Annotated in this window: 12 protein-coding genes and 1 pseudogene; 8 read left to right on the top strand and 5 right to left on the bottom strand. The window is 65.6% G+C overall.

Annotated elements, in window-relative coordinates:
* Positions 1-50: 50 nt before the first annotated feature.
* From BRAD285_RS22030 to BRAD285_RS22020, 3 genes are all read right to left on the bottom strand, one after another.
* On the bottom strand, positions 51-2,234 hold the full coding sequence (locus BRAD285_RS22030; RefSeq protein ID WP_006611968.1) for a molybdopterin cofactor-binding domain-containing protein: 2,184 nt from the start codon (positions 2,232-2,234) through the stop codon (positions 51-53).
* 10 nt (positions 2,235-2,244) lie between these two features.
* Positions 2,245-2,694: a (2Fe-2S)-binding protein gene (locus BRAD285_RS22025; RefSeq protein WP_006611967.1), complete on the bottom strand. Its 450-nt coding sequence runs from the start codon at positions 2,692-2,694 to the stop codon at positions 2,245-2,247.
* Positions 2,695-2,834: 140 nt separating this feature from the next.
* A complete protein-coding gene (locus BRAD285_RS22020) occupies positions 2,835-4,232 on the bottom strand; it encodes an MFS transporter (RefSeq protein WP_006611966.1) in 1,398 nt (465 codons plus the stop codon).
* A 270-nt stretch (positions 4,233-4,502) separates the two neighbouring features.
* Here BRAD285_RS22020 and BRAD285_RS22015 point away from each other — a divergent pair, with 270 nt between their 5' ends.
* Both BRAD285_RS22015 and BRAD285_RS22010 read left to right on the top strand, forming a co-directional pair.
* Positions 4,503-4,880 carry a CBS domain-containing protein gene (locus tag BRAD285_RS22015; protein WP_006611965.1) on the top strand — a complete coding sequence of 126 codons (378 nt, stop codon included), beginning with the start codon at positions 4,503-4,505 and terminating at the stop codon, positions 4,878-4,880.
* Positions 4,881-5,095: 215 nt separating this feature from the next.
* Complete coding sequence (locus BRAD285_RS22010; protein ID WP_050886842.1) at positions 5,096-6,130, top strand: glycerophosphodiester phosphodiesterase family protein; 1,035 nt, start codon at positions 5,096-5,098, stop codon at positions 6,128-6,130.
* 15 nt (positions 6,131-6,145) lie between these two features.
* Here BRAD285_RS22010 and BRAD285_RS22005 read toward each other — a convergent pair whose 3' ends face one another.
* Positions 6,146-6,781 (bottom strand): GntR family transcriptional regulator, encoded by a 636-nt coding sequence (locus BRAD285_RS22005; RefSeq protein ID WP_006611963.1) that lies wholly within the window; start codon positions 6,779-6,781, stop codon positions 6,146-6,148.
* 117 nt (positions 6,782-6,898) lie between these two features.
* Here BRAD285_RS22005 and bioB point away from each other — a divergent pair, with 117 nt between their 5' ends.
* The 6 genes and pseudogenes from bioB to BRAD285_RS21975 all read left to right on the top strand — a co-directional run bounded on the left by bioB (position 6,899) and on the right by BRAD285_RS21975 (position 14,787).
* Entirely contained in the window at positions 6,899-7,945 is a 1,047-nt protein-coding gene (bioB, locus tag BRAD285_RS22000; RefSeq protein WP_006611962.1) for a biotin synthase BioB, read from the top strand.
* A gap of 319 nt (positions 7,946-8,264) precedes the next feature.
* Positions 8,265-9,422, top strand: coding sequence for an 8-amino-7-oxononanoate synthase (locus BRAD285_RS21995; RefSeq protein WP_006611961.1), 1,158 nt, complete (start codon positions 8,265-8,267; stop codon positions 9,420-9,422).
* Positions 9,404-10,036: a dethiobiotin synthase gene (gene bioD, locus BRAD285_RS21990; RefSeq protein WP_006611960.1), complete on the top strand. Its 633-nt coding sequence runs from the start codon at positions 9,404-9,406 to the stop codon at positions 10,034-10,036. The genes BRAD285_RS21995 and bioD overlap by 19 nt, the downstream gene beginning before the upstream one ends.
* Complete coding sequence (locus tag BRAD285_RS21985) at positions 10,033-11,298, top strand: adenosylmethionine--8-amino-7-oxononanoate transaminase (RefSeq protein WP_006611959.1); 1,266 nt, start codon at positions 10,033-10,035, stop codon at positions 11,296-11,298. Before bioD ends, BRAD285_RS21985 begins: the two co-directional genes overlap by 4 nt.
* 159 nt (positions 11,299-11,457) lie before the next feature.
* Positions 11,458-13,324, top strand: a pseudogene (locus tag BRAD285_RS21980) (alkyl/aryl-sulfatase).
* Between the two features lie 323 nt (positions 13,325-13,647).
* Positions 13,648-14,787 carry a GGDEF domain-containing protein gene (locus BRAD285_RS21975; RefSeq protein ID WP_244422191.1) on the top strand — a complete coding sequence of 380 codons (1,140 nt, stop codon included), beginning with the start codon at positions 13,648-13,650 and terminating at the stop codon, positions 14,785-14,787.
* Between the two features lie 79 nt (positions 14,788-14,866).
* On the opposite strand, the gene BRAD285_RS21970 is transcribed toward BRAD285_RS21975, so the two are convergent.
* Positions 14,867-15,937 (bottom strand): glycosyltransferase family 4 protein, encoded by a 1,071-nt coding sequence (locus BRAD285_RS21970; RefSeq protein ID WP_006611955.1) that lies wholly within the window; start codon positions 15,935-15,937, stop codon positions 14,867-14,869.
* Positions 15,938-16,011: the final 74 nt, after the last annotated feature.

Genomic DNA, 16,011 nt, shown 5'->3' with positions numbered 1-16,011 from the left:
CAGACTAGCACGGCGGCAGCCGTTGGTTCCAATGGCTGCCGCCGTGTCTCTCATGCGAAGGTGATGTTCTGGTCGCGCAGCGGCACCGAGCGGATGCGTTTGCCGGTGGCGGCAAAGAACGCATTCAGCACGGCTGGCGCGGCGACACCGATGGTCGGCTCGCCGACACCGCCCCAGAAGCCGCCGCTCGGGATCATGATCGATTCCACCTTCGGCATCTCGGCGATGCGCATCGAGTTGTACGTATCGAAATTAGTCTGCTCGATGCGCCCGTCCTTCACGGTGCAGCCGCCATAGAACAGCGCCGACAGGCCATAGACGAACGAGCCCGCGATCTGCCGTTCGACCTGCGCCGGGTTGACGACATAGCCCGGATCGGTCGAGGCGACGATGCGATGGACCTTGATTTTGGTGCCGTCGATCACCGAGATCTCGGCCGCGCCGGCGACATAGCTGCCATAGCCGTGCAACTGAGCAAGGCCGCGATAGACGCCCTCCGGCGCCGGCGTGCCCCAGCCGATCTTCTCGGCGACCGCATTGAGCACCGCGAGATGCTTCGGGTTCTTGGCCATCAGCTTACGGCGGAACTCCAGCGGGTCCTGGCCGACGGCGTTGGCGAGCTCGTCCATGAAGCATTCGAGATAGATCGCGTTCTGGTTCACGTTGACGCCGCGCCAGAAGCCCGGATTGATGTGCGGGTTGCGCATCGAATGTTCGATCAAGAGGTTCGGCACGGAGTAGCCGATCGTCGCCTCGCCCGAGGGCGCGAGCCCCTGGAAGGTCGCGGGATCCTTGCCGTTGACCAGCGCATCGGGACGCAGGCTGAACAGGATCGACTGGCCGGAGATGCGCATATGTAGCGCGGTCAGATTGTTGTCGGCGTCGAAGCCGCCGGTCAGCTTGCACTGCGTGATCGGATGATAGCGGCCATGCGTCATGTCCTCCTCGCGCGACCACAGCAGCTTGACCGGCGTGCCCGGCATCGCCTTGGCGATCTGCACGGCCTGGCGGACGTAGTCCGTCTGGCCGCGCCGGCCAAAACCGCCGCCGAGGATCAGCTTGTGCACCTCGCATTTGTCGGCGGGAAGTCCTGAGGCTTCGAGCACCGCGGCGAACGCCGCCTCGCCGTTCTGCGTGCCGCACCACACCTCGCAGCGCTCGGGCGTATAGAGCGCGGTGGCGTTCATCGGCTCCATCGTGGCGTGGTTCTGATAGGGATAGTTGTAGATAGCCTCGACCTTCTTCACCGCGCTCGCCAGCGCAGCCTTGGCGTCACCGTTCTCGTTGCCGACGAAAGCCGGCCCGGAGTCCAGGCCTTCGGCGAGCCATTTGCCGATCGACTCCGACGAGACCTTCGCGTTCGGGCCTTCGTCCCACACGATCGGCAGCGCATCGAGCGCCGTCTTCGCGTGCCACCAGGTATCGGCCACGACGGCGACCGCGGTGCCGTCGACCGCGACCACCTTCTTGACGCCCTTCATGGCGGCGATCTTGGCCTCGTCATAGCTCTTGAGCTTGCCGCCGGTGACCGGGCAATCCTTGATCGCGGCGTTGAGCATGTTCGGCAGCTTGAGGTCGGCGCCGTAGACCATCGCGCCGGTGACCTTGTCGGCGGTGTCCAAGCGCTTCACGCCCTTGCCGATCAGGGTCCAGTCCTTCGGATCCTTCAGCTTGACGTCGGCGGGCGGTGAAAGCTTTGCCGCGGCTTCCGCGACCTTGCCGTAGGTCGTGGTCTTGCCCGACGCCTTGTGGGTGATGACGCTGTTGGCGGCCGTGCATTCGGCGACCGGCACCTTCCACTCATCGGCCGCGGCCTGGATCAGCATCATGCGCGCGGCCGCGCCGCCCTTGCGAACATAGTCCTGCGACGAGCGGATGCCGCGGCTGCCGCCGGTGGAGAAATCGCCCCACACCCGCTTGCGCGCGACGTTCTGGCCGGGTGTCGGATATTCGGTCGTCACCTTGCTCCAGTCGCAGGCGAGCTCTTCCGCGACGAGCTGGGCGAGACCGGTCAGCGAGCCCTGACCCATTTCGGAGCGCGCGATGCGGATCACCACAGTGTCGTCGGGACGGATCACGACCCAGGCATTGACCTCCGGCGAGCCATCCGCGGCGCGCACCACCTGCGGGCCGCCGAACGGAAGGTCGAGGCCGAGCGCGAGGCCGCCGCCGATCGCGGCGGTGCCGATGACGAAGGAGCGGCGGTTGAGGCGCGGCGTCACGTGCTGGTTCATGCCGGCCTCCTCAGGCGTTCGCCGCGGCGTGGATCGCCTCGCGCACCTGCGCGAAGGTTCCACAGCGGCAGATGTTGGTGATGGCGTCGTTGATGTCCTGGTCGCTCGGCTTCGGATTGTCCTTGAGCAGCGCGGCCACGGCCATGATCATTCCGCTCTGGCAATAGCCGCATTGCGGAACATCGTTCTCGAGCCAGGCCTGCTGCACCTTGTGCAGGCCGTTGTCCGCCGCGAGGCCTTCGATGGTGGTGATCTGCTTGCCCTGGGCTTCCGAGACGGTGACGCCGCAGGAGCGAACGGCGGTGCCGTCGAGATGCACCGTGCAGGCGCCGCATTGTGCAATGCCGCAGCCATATTTGGTGCCGGTCAGTCCGGCATTCTCGCGGATCGCCCACAGCAGCGGGGTGTCCGGCTCGACATCGAGCGAATAGGATTTTCCGTTAATCGTGAGGTTTGCCATCGCAGATCCCTTTCGTTCAACGCGCCCGTTGAACTGAGGGGGACACTGTGGCGCGAACGATTGCATCCTTCAAATCAAGAATATGCGTTTGCGGCGCGGAAGATTTGTGATGGGGCGGGGTTGTAGTTCGCCTGAACTCATCAGCCGCGGGGCGGTGCCACCGCCAGCCGCAGGAAACTCATCACGCTGCCGAGCGCCGCGAAGCCCGCGCCGAGCGCCAAGGCGAGCGTTGCGCCGTCGCGCCCGGCCAGGCTGAAGCACAATGCGGCGAGCGCCGCACCGGTGGTCTGGCCGGTCAGACGGGCCGTGGCGACGATGCCGCTGGCGCCGCCGCTGCGGTGGGGCGGGGCGCTTGACATGATGGCCTTCATGTTCGGCGCCTGGAAGAAGCCGAAGCCGATGCCGCAGATCAGCATGCGCCAGACGATGTTCGGGATGCTCGGGTTCTCCGGCAGCATCGCGAGCAGCGCCATGCCGGTTCCGAGCATGACGAGGCCGATGCCGCCGAGCAGGCCGGCGGGAAAGCGGTCTGACAGCCGGCCCGCAATCGGCGCCATGATCGTCACCGCGAGCGGCCACGGGGTCATGAAGAAGCCCGTCTCGACCTGCGAGCGCTGCAGAACGTCCTCGAAGTAGAACGGCAGCGAGACGAAGCCGAGGCCCTGCACCGAGAAGGAGCACACCGCCGTGGCCGCCGACAGCGCGAACACGCCGCGGCGGAATAGGTCGATCGGCAGCATCGGCGCGGGATGATCGGCCTGGCGTCGCGTCAGGGTGATGCCGAGCACGAGCGCCCCAACGAGTTCCGCCACCACCATCGCAGGCGTCGCGCCATGCGCGGCGCTGCCGATGCCGGTGATGAAGAGGCCGAGGCAAACAGCGGCGAGGCCGGCGCCGAGGAAGTCGAAGGCGTGCTCGGCGCGCGGCGTCTTCGGCAGCATCTTCATGCCGATCGCGATCGCGATCAGGCCGAACGGCAGGTTGATTGCGAACAGCCACGGCCAGGAGCCGAGCGAGAGAATGGCCGAGGCGATCGTGGGACCGAAGGTGAAGGAGATGCCGACCACCAGCGCGTTGTGGCCGAGGCCGCGCCCCAGCATCTTGCCGGGATAGACGTAGCGCACCAGCGCCGTGTTGACGCTCATGATGCCGCTCGCGCCGAGCCCCTGCAGCGCACGGGCGATCACCAATGTCGGCAGCGACCACGCCAGCGCGCAGCCGACCGAGGCCAGCGTGAACAGCAGGAGGCCGCCGAGATAGATGCGCTGGTGGCCGACGATCTCGCCGAGGGCGCCGAGCGGCAACAAGGTCGCGACCAGCGCAATCTGATAGATGTTGACGACCCAGACCACCTCGGCCGGGGACACGTGCAGATCATTGGAGATCGACGGCAGCGCGATGTTGGCGATGGCGACGTCGAGCGAGGCCATCGACAGCGCCGTGAAGATCGCCGCGATCGCCCAGGGCCGCTGGCTGGCCGGCAGGCCATCGGCCGGGTCGTCGCCGACAATCTTCGAGGCATGGTGGCGGTTGGACATGGGGACCTGTGGGGCCTTTGGTGCGCGCGTCTGCGACGAGCGTGTACACGGGCGCGGGCGAGAGCCCCAGCCGTCGCGGGCGCATGGGCTTATGCGTGAGGGTGGGCCGGCGGCGTTGGGCGGTGCTGACGCGGCAACCTATTTGGGCTAGGCTTGCATGCCGACCAACAAGGCAGACAAAACAGGGAGCCCACGAGGAGATCGATGAGCACAGTCAAAGACGCTCTGGCCCAGAAGAGCAACTCCTTGATCCATGTTCGCTCCCGCGACATGGTCGTCGAAGCCTTGCGCCAGATGCGCGACAACAGGGTCCGCTCGGTGCTGGTCGTCGACGACGGTGCGCTGGTCGGCATCATCACCCAGGGCGACTGCGCCATCAAGGTGCTGCTGCCTGGGCTCGACGCGAAGGAGACGCCGGTTGCCCAAGTGATGACGGCCAACCCGGTGACGGTCAGGCCGGACCACGGGCTGGACAGTTGCATGGCGATGATGTCCCAGCGCGGCTTTCGCCATCTGCCGGTGCTGAACGCGGACAAGGTCGTCGGCGTGATCTCGATCGGCGACGTCGTCAAGAACATCATCCGGGATTTGGAGCACAACGTCGACGACCTGATGGGGTACATCATGAAAGACGGCCCCGGGGGGTGATCGTGGTGCAGTCCCTAGCGTATCTCTGGCTATGAGCCAAAGCCGACGTTTGCAGCCGCTCTGGGCATGTCCGCATTCGACCCGAACCGGACTCATCCAACTCGCGTCCGCCCGCGCCAGCAAAGACCAGTGCTGCATTCCAAACTTCTCACCGATTGCATGTACGATAAAGCCGACCGTCGCTCATACGGCTGGTGCACGAAAGGACGACAGGGGTGCGGCGAGGTTTGCGTTACACACTGTTTGTCGTGGTGGCGCTGGCCGCTACCATCTTTTTCAACAACACGAACCTGCTTGCACCGGCATTCCCCGGCAAGCCCGTTCTTCTCGCGCATCGCGGTATCGCGCAGCAGTTTGAGACCGAGGGCCTCACGAACCAGACCTGCACCGCATCCCGCATACTGCCGCCGAAGCATCACTATCTCGAGAACACGATCGCATCCATGCGTGCGAGCTTCGAAGCAGGGGCGGACGTCGTGGAGTTCGATGTACATCCGACGACGGACGCGCAATTTGCGGTCTTCCACGACTGGACGCTCGACTGCCGCACCAATGGTCATGGCGTGACTCGCGAGCAATCGATGGCGTATCTGAAGACGCTCGATATCGGCTATGGCTACACCGCCGACGGCGGAGCCACATTTCCGTTCCGGGGCACCGGAATAGGGGCGATGCCCTCGCTTGATGACGTTCTTCGAACGTTTCCGAAACAATCGTTCCTCATCAACGTGAAGAGCGACGATCCCGCAGAGGGAGAGAAGCTTGCGGCCGTCCTAAGAGGCCTAACAACCGAGCGGAGGGCGTTGCTGATGGCGTATGGCGGCGACAAACCAATCGCTGCCCTGCATGCTGCGGTTCCAGGAGTCAAAACGGCGTCGCGAAGGTCCCTGAAGGCATGTCTTCTTCGCTACATTGCATATGGCTGGACCGGCGCGACGCCGCAGGCCTGCGGGTCCATGGCGGTTTTTGTGCCCATCAATGTCGCGCCGTGGCTCTGGGGCTGGCCCAATCGCTTCCTTGGACGGATGGCTTCAGTTGGAAGCGTGGTTTTTGTCGTCGGCCCTTACCGCGGTGGCGACTTCTCAACTGGGCTCGACACCGCTGAAGATCTCGCCGGCCTTCCAACCGGCTATGCCGGTGGGCTGCTGACGAACGAGATCGAGGCTGTAGCCGGCCGCTTAGACCGCGCAAATGAGCACGCTCGGTCGCAGATGAGGCCGGACGTCACCCGCCGTCCATCTGACCGTTAGAGTCTCTGTGCAGAGCTACGCACCGACCGGCCGCGCCAGCCGCTCGATCGTCTGGTTGTGCCGCGTCAGCAGCTCGCAGGCATGCCCGATCTGCCGCTCGCGCAGCGCCTGCAGGATCAGCCTGTGATCGCCGTTGCTGCGCGGGCGCCAGCCGGCGGTGCGGGCCATGGTGAGGACGAGGCGCGAATTGGCGAGGCGTAGTCCGTCGAGGCTGGCGAGCAGGCGGGGCATCGCGCAAGGCATGACCAAAGCGCGGTGGAAGGCGCGGTTGGCGGTCTCGAACTCCTGGATGGTCTCGGCATTGTCGCCCTCGATCAGCGCGAGCTCGATCGCGGCGAGATGCGCCTGCGTGTAGCGCGGCGCGGCGTTCCGCAGGGCCACCACTTCGAGCGCCACCCGCATCTCGACGATCTCCTTGGTCGATTTCGCATCGAGCGGCGCCACCCGCACACCGCGTCGGGGCATCGCGACCACCAGATGCATGGCCTCGAGTTGCCGGAACGCCTCGCGCACCGGCACGTGGCTCGAGTTGAACTCGCGGGCGATGTGGTCCTGCCGCAGCGGCGCGTCCGGGGGCAGGGCGCCGCTGACGATGCGTTCGGTGATGGCGTCGGCGATGCGATGCGCGGTGGTGAGGTTCTCGTCCTGCATGAGATAGATTATCTATCGAAAAAGCTGATGCGGGGGAAGCTGCGGTGGCCTACGGTCCAAGAAGAACGAAATTTCATAGATAATATCTATGAAAATCTATAATCGTGGAGCGTCAGCATGACCGGTCTCAGCAGTTCGTCGTCGGAGCCAATCCAGCAGGGCGACGCCGTTCGTCATGACTGGACGCGGGACGAGGCCGAGGCGCTGTATGGCCTGCCGTTTCCGGACCTGATGTTTCTCGCCCAGTCCACGCATCGCCGGCACTTCGACCCGACCCGGCTTGAGACGGCGAGCCTGCTCAGCATCAAGACCGGCGGCTGTCCGGAGGATTGCGGCTACTGCTCGCAGAGCGCGCATTACGACACTGGCCTGAAGGCGACCAAGCTCATGGACCACCATTTGGTGATTGCGACCGCGCAACGTGCCAAGGCGGCCGGCGCGGAGCGGTTCTGCATGGCGGCGGCCTGGCGTAGTCCGAAGGACCGCGACCTCGACCAGGTCTGCGACATGGTCAGCGCCGTGAAGGATCTGGGCATGGAGACCTGCGTCACCCTGGGGATGCTGACGCCGGCGCAGGCGAAGCGGCTCAAGGACGCCGGGCTCGACTACTACAACCACAACGTCGATACTTCGCCCGAGTTCTACGACCGCATCATCACTACGCGGACCCTGCAGGATCGCATCGACACGCTGGCGCATGTGCGCGAGGCCGGCATCAAGACGTGTTGCGGCGGCATCATCGGCATGGGGGAGGAGGTCGACGATCGGCTCGGCATGCTGATGCTGCTGGCCAATCTCGAAGCGCATCCGGACAGCGTGCCGATCAACATGTGGAACGAGGTCAAGGGCGTGCCGGTCAACGACACGGCGGAGCGGCCCGACGGCATCGCGCTGGCGCGGCTGATCGCGGTGGCGCGCATCATGATGCCTCGGAGCGTGGTGCGGCTGTCCGCTGGACGGCAGTACATGAGCGACGAATTGCAGAGCCTGTGTCTGCTCGCAGGCGCCAATTCGATTTTCATCGGCGATGTTCTGCTGACCACGGCCAATCCGCAAGCCGAGCGCGACGCCGATCTGCTGGCGCGGCTCGGCATGACGTCGTCGTTGACGGCGCGTGAGAGAGAAGATGCAAGCGAAGCGGCGCATCAATCAGTGACTGCGTGATGTCGTAGGGCTGGGGCCTCATGGTTCGAGACGCGCCGCCATTCCGACCTGTCCCGACGGCTCGATCACGTGCGCGGCGCTCTTCACCATGAGGGATGGGCTCCGCAATCGGAACTGCAACTGGACGATGAGCAGTGCGTGCATGAGGACCGGGGGCGGGCGCTTGATTTGTCGTGGTGCTTGGCGGCTTCGCCGAACCGCTTTCCCCTCACCCTGAGGAGCCCGCCCTTCGGGCGGGCGTCTCGAAGGGCGAGGCCCCGACCTTGGCCGCATGGTTCTCCGGCTCCGAGCGAGTGCGGCTGACCGATGGAGATACAATATGTCTTCCGACAAATTGGCGATCTATGCAAACGGGCTGCAGGTTCTCACAGCGGACGACAGGCTGCGACAACTCAGTCCGCGATCCGGTCTCGATTTCTCCTCCAACGATTATCTCGGCCTCGCGCAGTGCCCGCGCATCAAGCGCGCGATCGCCGCGGCGATGGAGGCGGGCACGCCGGTCGGCGCCGGCGGCTCGCGGCTGCTGCGCGGCAATTGCGTGGAGCATGAACGGCTGGAGGCGGACGCCGCGCGCTTCTTCGGCGCCGACAGCGCGCTGTTCTTCGGCTCGGGCTATATCGCGAACTTCGCTGTGCTCACCACGCTGCCTCAGCGCGACGATCTGCTCGTGCTCGATGCGTTCGTGCACGCCAGCACGCACGAGGGGGCGCGCGCCGGCCGCGCGGAGATCTGTCAGTTCAAGCACAACGATGCTGATGCCGCCGAGGACAGGATTCTGGCGTGGCGCAGGGACGGCGGTGTCGGTCGGCCATGGATCGTTGTCGAAAGCCTCTACAGCATGGATGGCGACACGGCGCCGCTGGACGATCTGATCGCGGTGGCCGAACGCCACGACGCCTTCATGTTGATCGACGAGGCGCATGCGACCGGCGTGCATGGTCCGGAGGGGCGGGGGCTTGCCGCACGGTTCGAGGGCCGCGACGACGTCGTCGTCGTGCACACCTGCGGCAAGGCGCTCGGCGCGGCGGGCGCGCTGGTCACGGCTGATCGCGTTCTGAGGGACACGCTGATCAACCGCTGCCGTCCCTTCATCTTTGCCACGGCGCCGTCGCCGCTGATGGCCGTGGCCGTCTCGGAGGCATTGGCGATCCTGACCGACGAGCCCGAGCGCCGGGAGCGGCTGGCGCAGCTCGTGGCCTTCGCGCATCGCGAGATCGTCGCGCGCTTCGGCGAGACCTGGTCGTCGTCGCAGATCATTCCCTATGTTGTCGGCGACAATGCGCGCGCGATGGCGCTTGCGCAAAGCCTGCAGCAGCGCGGCTTCGACGTCCGCGGCATCCGGCCGCCGACGGTGCCGGCCGGCACGGCGCGGCTGCGGCTGTCGCTGACCTCCAACGTCGACGAGGCCGCGATCACGGCGCTGCTCGATTCTCTGGTCGAGCTCGAAGGAGAGCCGCGATGGCGCAGCGCATCGTAGTCACGGGGACGGATACCGGCATCGGCAAGACGGTGTTCTCCGCCGGCCTGGCGGGGCTGCTCGGCGCGCGCTATTGGAAGCCGGTGCAGGCCGGCCTTGCCGAGGAAACGGACTCGCTCCGCGTCCAGCAGCTCGCCGGGCTCGGCGACGACCGAGTGATCCCCGAGCGCTATCGTCTGGCCGAGCCGGCGTCGCCGCATCTGGCCGCGCGGCTGGAAGGGGTCAGCATCGATCCGCTCCGCCTGGAGCCGCCCGACGCGGACGACCTGCCGATCGTGATCGAAGGCGCCGGCGGCCTCATGGTGCCGCTCGATGGCGACACGCTGTATCTCGACGTCTTTGCGCGCTGGCGTCTTCCGGTCGTGCTGTGCGCGCGCACCAGTCTCGGCACCATCAATCACTCGCTGCTGTCACTGTCGGCATTGCGCAGCCGCGGCATCGATGTGCTCGGCATCGCCTTCATCGGCGAAGCTCATCCCGACAATGAGCAGACGATCTGCCGTCTCGGTGCGGTGAAGCATTTCGGCCGCCTGCCGTGGCTTGCGCCGCTGACCGCGTCGTCGTTGCAGCAGGTTTTTGCAGCCGCGTTTCGGCGGTCGGACTTCGAGCGATGACGCAGACAACAACCTCGCCGATCTGGCACCCGTTCACGCAGCATGCGCTGCAGCCGGAGATGATCCCGATCGTCCGCGGCGAAGGCGCCTATCTCTACGCCCCGGATGGCCGCCGCATCATCGATGCCATCGCCTCCTGGTGGGTGGTTACGCATGGCCATTGCCACCCGGCGATCGTGCAGGCGATCCAGGCGCAGGCCGAACGATTGGACCAGGTCATCTTCGCCGGCCACACGCATGAGCCGGCGGAGCAGGTCGCCGCCGGGCTGCTCGAGCTCACACCGCCCGGCCTCGCGCATGTGTTCTTCTCCGACTCCGGCGCCACCAGTGTCGAGGTCGCGCTGAAGATGGCGCTCGGATATTTCAAGAACATCGGCGCGCCGCGCACGCGCATCGTGGTGATGCAGCACTCCTACCACGGCGACACGATCGGTGCGATGTCGGTCGGCGCGCGCGGCGTGTTCAATGCGGCCTACGAGCCGTTGCTGTTCGATGTGGCCGTCGTGCCGTTTCCGGCAGAGGGCCAGGAACAAGCGACCCTCGATGCACTCGCGGAGATCTGCAGGCGGGATCATCCTGCGGCCTTCATCGTCGAACCGTTGGTGCTTGGCGCCGGCGGCATGCTGATGTATCCGGCCACGGTGCTGCGCGAGATGCACCGGATCTGCCAGGCGTTCGGCGTGCTGTTCATCGCCGACGAGGTCATGACGGGCTGGGGCCGCACCGGCACCTTGTTCGCGTGCGAGCAGGCGGAGATCACGCCTGACATAGCCTGCTATGCCAAGGGGCTGACGGGAGGCGCGATGCCGCTCGCGGTGACGATGTGCAATCATGCGATCTTCGAGGCGCATCGTTCGACCGACCGCGCGCGCACGTTCTTCCACTCCAGCTCCTACACGGCCAATCCGATCGCCTGCGCGGCAGCATCGGCAAATCTCGAACTGTGGCGACAGCCGGAGACGCGGGCGCGGATCGCCGGGGTGGCGGACGCGCAGGCGCGCTGCCTGGCGCGCTTCCGCTACGACGAGCGCTTCTCGGATCTGCGGCGCTGCGGCACGATCACGGCACTCGATCTCCACGCTGATGAGCCGGGCTACCTGGCCGAGGTCGGACCGAAGCTGCAGGCTTCCTTCCGCTCCGGCAATGTCCTGCTACGGCCGCTCGGTCAGACGATCTACGTGATGCCGCCCTACTGCGTCACGCCTGATGATCTCGACACCATCTATGCCGCGATCGATGAGGCCGTCGACGACGTGCTCTGAGCGCCGTTCCGCTCAGCGCAATTTGCGCTTCACGGTTCCCCGCATTAGCATCGCCCGAACAATCATCGTTGTGGGGGGACTCGAGCCATGAACGCGCCGGCCAGCGACGACAAGCAGCCCAAGGACGCCACCGCAGCGGTGATTGCGGCTCAGCAGGCGATGCTGGAGACGCTGCCGTTCGGGGACACCGCCGATTTCGACGATGCCGCGCGCGGCTTCCTCGGCACCATCGGCGATGCCAAGGTGACGAATGCGCAAGGACGCACCGTCTGGAGCCTCGCGCCCTACGGCTTCCTCGATGCGGAGGAGGCGCCGCCGACGGTCAATCCCAGCCTGTGGCGGCAGGCGAAGCTGAACATGCATCATGGCCTGTTCGAGGTTGTCCCCGGCGTCTATCAGGTGCGTGGGCTCGACATCGCCAACATGACCCTGATCGAGGGCGACACCGGCGTCATCGTCGTGGACACGCTGACCTCGATCGAGGGCGCGCGAGCCGCGTTGGACCTCTACTATCAGCACCGCGGCACCAGGCCGGTGACAGCGGTGATGTTCACGCACACCCACACCGACCATTGGGGCGGCGCGCGTGGCGTGGTGGAGGAGGAGGCCGTGACCGGCGGCCGCGTGCCGCTGATCGCGCCGAACCTGTTCATCGAGCACGCGGTGTCGGAGAACATCATCGCGGGACCAGCGATGCTGCGCCGGGCGCAATATCAGTTCGGGCCGCTGCTCGCGAAGGGACCGAAGGGTCATGTCGATTGCGGTCTCGGCAAGACCATGGCCGCCGGCGGCGTTGCCCTGCTGCGACCGACCGACCTGATCATGGCGACCGGCGATACCAGGACGATCGACGGCGTGAGCTTCGAATTCCAGATGGCGCCGAACAGCGAGGCGCCGGCGGAGATGCACTTCTACCTGCCGCGCTACCGGCTGTTGAACCTCGCCGAGAACTGCACGCACAATTTCCACAATCTGCTGCCGTTTCGTGGCGCCGACGTGCGCGACGCGCTCGCCTGGTCGAAATATCTCGGCGAAGCCTTGCAAATTGTGGGGTGGCAAGGCCGAGGTGATGTGCGGCCAGCATCATTGGCCGGTGTGGGGCGCGAGCCGCGTCGATGCGATGATCCGCGAGCAGCGCGACCTCTACAAATTCGCGCATGACCAGACCTTGCGGCTGATGAACCACGGCCTGACCGCCAGCGAGATCGCCGAGCAGATCACGCTGCCGAAGAGCCTCGACAGCGCGTGGCATGCGCGCGGCTATTACGGCCACATCCGGCATAATGTGAAGGCGATCTACCAGAAGTATCTCGGCTGGTACGACGCCAATCCGGTCAATCTCGATCCGCTGCCGCCGGTCGAGGCCGGCCGGAAATATGTCGAATACATGGGAGGTGCCGATGCGCTGCTGGCGCGGGCGCGCGCGGATTTCGCCAAGGGCGAGTTCCGCTTCGTGGCGCAAGCCGTCGGGCATCTCGTGTTTGCCGAGCCCGACGATGCCGAGGCGCGCGCGTTGCTGGCCGATACGCTGGAGCAGCTCGGCTATGCCGCGGAGAGCGCGACGTGGCGCAACGCCTATCTGTTCGGCGCGCAGGAGCTGCGCCATGGCATGCCGGAGGTGCCGCCGCGCCCAGGCATGCCGCGCGAGACCCTGGCGGCGCTGCGCACTGAGCAATTGTGGGACGTGCTCGGCGTCCGCCTGAACGGGCCGAAGGCGGAAGGCAGGCACATCGTGCTGAATTGGAGCTTCACCGACACCGGCGAGCGCTTCGTGCTGACCTTGCAGAATTGCGCGCTGACCTATGCGGTCGGCGTGCAGGCCTCCACGGCCGATGCCGGCTTCACCTTGGCGCGCGCCACGCTCGACGAGATCATTGCCAAGGCGACGACGTTCCCGGAAGCCGTGGCGGGCGGAAAGATCAGCTTCGTCGGCAACCCGATGCGGCTGGCCGAGCTGATGTCGCTGATGGACGAGTTTCCGCGGATGTTCGAGATCGTCGAGCCGAAGCGGGCCAGTGTGTCCTAAAGCATGATCCGGAAAAGTGCGCAGCGGTTTTCCGAAAAGATCATGCGCAAACAACAACCTAAAGCGCGATGACGACTTATCCTGATCTCATCGCGCTTTAGGCGACCGAAGCAGTGGCCCGACGAAGTTAATCATCCGTCAAGACGGGCGGCCGAGTCTCTGCATGGGCGAGGCGAGTTCCTTAAAGTTTGAATGTTCCGTCGCGCGGTAATTTTACGGGAAGCGTTGCACCATGGGCGTGATCTCTTGGGGAGCGCGTCATGTTGTCATGGAGGATGGGGACGGACTCTGCGTCAATTTCCGACGCAGTTCATGTTGAGCTCGTGAAGACGCTGCACAGCTCGCTGGTGCCGTTCGTGCTGATGGGGGTGTCGCTCACGATCGCAAGCGGGGTCATCACATGGCATACGGGTGATGCCGTGACCGGCGGGTTGGGCGTTCTCGGCGTCAGCGTGACAATGCTGCGGATGCTAGGCGTGCTGTCCTTTCGGCGGCGGATGGCCGGTGAGCAGCCTCTGACCAAGGATGAGATCCTGCGGCTCCGGCGCCCGTGTGCGATCGCCACCCTCAGCGTCTCGCTCGTGCTCGGCCTACTGGCTGCGCGCAGTCTTCAGCTCGGCGATCCCACCTGTTCGACCTTGGCCTTCAGCTTCGGCTTCGGTTTCGGCGCCAGTCTCATTGCACGTCTGGCGCTGCTGCCCCAACTGGCCGTCGCTGCCTTGTGCGTGCTGGGTCTTCCGGCGATCACGGTGGCCTTGATGCAACAGGATCTGCCGCATCTCGGGCTCGCGCTCGTGATGATCATCTTCATCGTCACCGGATTCGAGCTGCTGCGGCTGAGCTACAGGTCGTCGATCGGACAAATCCATCTCAAGGAACAGTACGAGCGGCTGTCCCGCATGGATCCGATGACGGGGGTCCACAACCGGTCCGCGCTGGCATCGGATCTGCCTGCGCTGATCGCGGACCGCAGCCGTCCGATGGTTGCGATCTACGCCATCGATCTTGATCACTTCAAGGCCGCCAACGATCGGTTCGGTCATCCCGTCGGCGACGCCTTGCTGAAGCAGGTCGCCTCACGGTTGACGTCGCTGCTCGGTTCTGGCGGGCTGGTCGTCCGGATGGGAGGCGATGAATTCATCCTGGTCGACACGTCGCTGCTCTCTCGAGACGCCGCGCGGTCCTTGGCGCAGCGCATCGTCGACGTCGTCGCGGCGCCGTATTACATCGATGGCCATGACGTCGTCATCGGCGTCAGCGTCGGCGCGGCGTTGTCAGAGGGCCAGACGTCCAGCGCCGACGTGCTGCTGTCGCGCGCGGATCGGGCGCTGTATCAGGCGAAGGCGGCCAGGGGCGGCTTCGTGCTGGCGGACGCGCAGGGACGGGAAGAGGCGGAGCGTCCGAGTTCGTGGCATGCGCGAGCGAGCACGGACACGCTGTTCTTGGCTGCGTCCGCAGCGTAGCTATCGGGCATCAGCCGGGTGCGGCCGGACGCGAGGGCCGCACCGCAGCGGTCCTGCCCTCGCGATGGCGCGACGTCGTCTACTCCGCGCTGCTGACCAGCCGGATACGCGGCTCGGCCTTGTCTATCAGACGGCGATAGGCGGCGAGATAATCGAGCGCCATCCGGCGCGCGGTGAAGCGCTGCTCGAAACGCTCGCGGACACGCGCGCGGCTCAGATCGTGCAGGCGGTTGACGGCCGCCACGGCGCTGAGCTCGTCCTCGACAATGAAGCCGGTCACGCCATCCTCGATCACCTCGGGCACCGAACCCCGGTTGTAGGCGATGACCGGCGTGCCGCAGGCCATCGATTCGATCATCACGAGCCCAAACGGCTCGGGCCAGTCGATCGGCAGCAGCAGGCCGAGCGCGCCGGACAGGAACTCCGGCTTCTCATGGTCGCCGATCTCGCCGATATATTCGACGAGCGCATTGCCGTTGATCATCGGGTAGATCAGCTGGTCGTAATAGTCCTGGTCGGCGCGGTCGACCTTGGCGGCGATCTTGAGCGGAATGCCACAGCGCATCGCGATCTTGATCGCGCGGTCCACGCCCTTTTCCGGCGCGATGCGTCCGAGCACCGCCAGATAGCTCGGCGTCACCGGCTTCGGCATCAACAGCTTCTCTGGCAGGCCGTGCAGCACGGTGCGGACCCAGTTGGCGTTCGGCACCGGGCGTCGCTGCGCATCGGAGATCGAGACGACCGGAACATCCTTGAAGACGGAGAACACCGGCTGGTGTTCGGGGAGATCGAGCCGGCCATGTAGCGTGGTGAGAAACGGCGTGGGCTGGCGATGGAACAGGGAGAACGGATAGTAGTCGAGGTGGAAGTGGAGGACGTCGAACTCCTCCTCATCGCATCTCTGCCGCACGCCTTCCAGCATCACCATGTGAAGCGCGTTCGGATCCCGTACCGAACCGTCGAGGCGCAGCGCCTTCGGCCAAGTCGGCGAGAGTTTTGCCGATGTCCGCGAATCACCGCTGGCGAACAGCGTGACGTCGTGCCCGAGCGCAACGAGCTCCTCGGTCAACCAATGAACGACCCGCTCAGTGCCGCCGTAGAGCTTCGGAGGCACGGCCTCCGTCAATGGAGCAACCTGCGCAATGCGCATCTCACCGTCTCCTATTTGTGATCATGGATGAAGCCCCCAATGGCACCGGCACTGCCGCAGCAGGAACGTGTGCG

This window comes from Bradyrhizobium sp. ORS 285, assembly GCF_900176205.1.
Taxonomy (GTDB): Bacteria; Pseudomonadota; Alphaproteobacteria; order Rhizobiales; family Xanthobacteraceae; genus Bradyrhizobium.
Note: the sequence above shows the minus strand (reverse complement) of the source record. Positions and strands in the feature narration are given on the sequence as shown.

Excerpts from the sequence above, each read along its gene's own strand:
- bioB (WP_006611962.1), top strand. The coding sequence starts at position 6,899 with ATGACCGGTCTCAGCAGTTCGTCGTCGGAGCCAATCCAGCAGGGCGAC.
- BRAD285_RS22025 (WP_006611967.1), bottom strand. The coding sequence starts at position 2,694 with ATGGCAAACCTCACGATTAACGGAAAATCCTATTCGCTCGATGTCGAG.
- bioD (WP_006611960.1), top strand. The coding sequence starts at position 9,404 with ATGGCGCAGCGCATCGTAGTCACGGGGACGGATACCGGCATCGGCAAG.
- BRAD285_RS21995 (WP_006611961.1), top strand. The coding sequence starts at position 8,265 with ATGTCTTCCGACAAATTGGCGATCTATGCAAACGGGCTGCAGGTTCTC.
- BRAD285_RS22015 (WP_006611965.1), top strand. The coding sequence starts at position 4,503 with ATGGTCGTCGAAGCCTTGCGCCAGATGCGCGACAACAGGGTCCGCTCG.
- BRAD285_RS21970 (WP_006611955.1), bottom strand. The coding sequence starts at position 15,937 with ATGCGCATTGCGCAGGTTGCTCCATTGACGGAGGCCGTGCCTCCGAAG.
- BRAD285_RS22020 (WP_006611966.1), bottom strand. The coding sequence starts at position 4,232 with ATGTCCAACCGCCACCATGCCTCGAAGATTGTCGGCGACGACCCGGCC.
- BRAD285_RS21985 (WP_006611959.1), top strand. The coding sequence starts at position 10,033 with ATGACGCAGACAACAACCTCGCCGATCTGGCACCCGTTCACGCAGCAT.
- BRAD285_RS22005 (WP_006611963.1), bottom strand. The coding sequence starts at position 6,781 with ATGCAGGACGAGAACCTCACCACCGCGCATCGCATCGCCGACGCCATC.
- BRAD285_RS22030 (WP_006611968.1), bottom strand. The coding sequence starts at position 2,234 with ATGAACCAGCACGTGACGCCGCGCCTCAACCGCCGCTCCTTCGTCATC.